This is a genomic window from Stenotrophomonas sp. 05L44_2, from assembly GCF_056665995.1.
This window is the reverse complement of record NZ_JBFTNR010000605.1, coordinates 1-2,587: the sequence shown is the minus strand read 5'-3', so window position 1 is coordinate 2,587 and position 2,587 is coordinate 1. Positions and strand designations below refer to the sequence as shown.

The window sequence follows — 2,587 nt, the reverse complement described above, 5'->3', positions numbered from 1 at the left end:
CCGGCAACCCGATACTGCTTTACCAGCAACGGCGGGGAAACCCGCCGTTGCTGTATCCGCTTTTCGCTGCCGATAGAATCGGGATGCACCCGTAAAGGACTCCGCCATGAAACGACTGATCCTGCTCACCGCCTGCACCCTGGCCCTGGCCGCCTGCAGTAACCCCGAGGAAGAGCGCAAGGCGCAGGAAGCCGCCGCGGCCGCCGTGCAGGCGCAGAAGGAGGCCAAGGCCGAAGACGTGGCCAAGCAGTACGACATGGCCGTGGCCGCGCAGGACTGGGAGCGTGCGCGCCTGCATGGCGCCTCGCTGCTGGACCAGTACAAGGACACCGCCGCCGCCGAGCGCATCGCCGCCGGCTTCGACGAGGTCAAGGCCAAGGGCGATGCCGCGCGCGACCTGCGCCGCATGCAGGCGCTGTGGCAGTACAACCAGATTCCGGTTGGCAGCAAGGGCAACCAGGTGTCGGCGCAGATCTTCAGCAAGGAGCGGGTGGATGTGGATGGCAGCGGCGCCAAGCCGGTGCAGCTGGTGTTCCGCGACCACCCCGAATGGAAGCGTCATGCCTACCTGGTGCTGCAGGCCGGCGATTTCCGTTGCCCGCAGTGCACGGTGAAGGTCACGGTGGACGGCGGCAAGCCGGTCTCCATGGCGGCCTGGCGGCCGAAGACCGACGAGGCGATCGCCATGTTCATCACCGACCAGAAGGCGTTGTGGAAGCTGGCAGCCAAGGGCAAGTCGATCAGCATCGAGTTCCCGGTCAAGGCCGGTGGCACGCGCACGGCCGTGTTCGAGACCGGTGGCGTGGATGCCAGCCGCATGCCGGCGTGGTGGCGTTGACCGTGCAGGCACCGGCGGCTGCGTCGTCGCTGTCGGCGATCCGCCACTGGGTGTTCGACATGGATGGCACGCTGACCGTGGCGGTGCATGATTTCGCGCGGATCAAGCGCGAACTGGCGATTCCGCAGGAGGATGACATACTCACCCACTTGGCCGGGTTGCCGGCCGCAGAGGCCAGCGCCAAGCACGCCTGGCTGCTGGCGCACGAGCGTGCGCTGGCCGCTGCTTCCCAGCCGGCAACGGGAGCGGTGGCGCTGGTACGCGCGCTGCAGGGCGCCGGCTGCCGGCTGGGCATTCTGACCCGCAACGTGCGCAGCCTGGCCCAGGTCACCCTGCAGGCGATCGGGCTGGGCGACGTCTTTGCCGAAGACGACATCATCGGCCGCGACGAGGCCGAGCCGAAACCCTCACCGGCCGGCCTGCAGTACTTCCAGCAGCGCTGGCAGGTTGAGCCCGCGCAGGTGGTGATGGTGGGCGATTACCGCTTCGATCTGGAATGCGGCCGGGCGGCGGGCAGCCGTACGCTTCTGGTCAATGCTCCGGAGAACCCGTGGCCGGGCATGGCCTGTTGGCACCTGGCCGATTGCGGGGCGGTGCTGGAGCGCTGGGGAGGCTAGCGCGGTGCTCTGCGCGCGCGCTGGCGGGTAGCCAGGGGCCGCACCTGCAGTCAACTGCCGACTGTCATCACAGTGTATTGTGCGCGGTCGGTTGAAGCTGAGGTGGATGCTGAAGGTGCCGGCGGGAAGTTTCGCTGCGCTGGTGGTTGTGTCGGGTAACACGTTGTCCGGTGTGGCCCGCTGCCAGGGATGGGGCATGGGTGTCCTTTGCTCCATTTCTGGATTCCTTTCATGCTCCGAGCTGTGTGGGTGTCGCTGTACCGGCGTCTGTGTCCGATTGCCGCCTTCTTCCTGTTTGGCCTGGTCGCCCTGTCGTTGTCCCGGCTGGGGCTGTCGCTGTGGCATGCCGCGCGGGTGAGTGCTGCCGACGGCTGGTCCACGGTGTTGCTGCAGGGGCTGCGGGTGGATGTGTCGACCCTGTGCCTGCTGTACGGCATCCCTGCGGTGCTGGCGCTGCTGTTGCCGCTGGAGGGACGCGTGGGCCGCGCGTGGCGCCATCTGTTGCGGTGGTGGCTGATCCTGGCGAGCGTGCTGCTGGTGTTCATGGAACTGGCCACGCCGAGCTTCATGGCCGAGTACGGCCTGCGCCCCAATCGGCTGTTCCTGGAGTATCTGATCTATCCCGAAGAAGTCGGGATGACGCTGCTGCGCGGCCATCTGCTGGCCGTGGTGATCGAAGTTGCCGCTGTGATCGTGCTGTTCTGGGCATTGCTTCGCGGGTCGCGGCGCTGGGTCGGCAACAGCCCGGCGCTCGCAGTCGAAGCCGGATGGCTATGGCGGCTGCCATTGGCGTTGCTGGTGCTGCTGCTGGCGGCGCTGGGCGTGCGTTCCAGCCTGGGTCATCGGCCCTTGAATCCGGCGCTGGTGGCATTCTCCACCGACCCCACCATCAACGCCTTGCCGCTGAATTCGCTGTACACCGTCGGCTATGCCGCGCGGCAACTGGCGACCCGCAGCGAAACCTCTCGCGTCTACGGTGACCTGCCGCTTGCCGAGGTGGTCAGCGAACTGCGCGCCAGCAGCGGCCTGCCGGCATCGGCGTACGTCTCCGACGCGTTGCCGAGCCTGGCGCTGCGTCCGCCGCAGTACCAGGGCAAGCCGCGCAATCTGGTGATCGTGCTGGAAGAAAGCC

The 2,587-nt window shown here is 67.4% G+C and carries 3 protein-coding genes; all 3 read left to right on the top strand.

The features are described from left to right. Nucleotides 1–106 precede the first annotated feature (106 nt). Nucleotides 107–838 carry a lipoprotein gene (locus AC1VAN_RS18065; RefSeq protein ID WP_032976539.1) on the top strand — a complete coding sequence of 244 codons (732 nt, stop codon included), beginning with the start codon at nucleotides 107–109 and terminating at the stop codon, nucleotides 836–838. After that, nucleotides 826–1,455 carry an HAD family hydrolase gene (locus AC1VAN_RS18060; RefSeq protein WP_345774644.1) on the top strand — a complete coding sequence of 210 codons (630 nt, stop codon included), beginning with the start codon at nucleotides 826–828 and terminating at the stop codon, nucleotides 1,453–1,455. The genes AC1VAN_RS18065 and AC1VAN_RS18060 overlap by 13 nt, the downstream gene beginning before the upstream one ends. A gap of 231 nt (nucleotides 1,456–1,686) precedes the next feature. Continuing rightward, nucleotides 1,687–2,587, top strand: a 901-nt coding sequence (locus AC1VAN_RS18055) for an LTA synthase family protein (protein WP_480986364.1), incomplete at its 3' end; no start/stop codon positions are given.

Bases quoted from the DNA above. Each gene is read 5' to 3' on its own strand.
- AC1VAN_RS18065 (WP_032976539.1), top strand. From the start codon at position 107: ATGAAACGACTGATCCTGCTCACCGCCTGCACCCTGGCCCTGGCCGCC.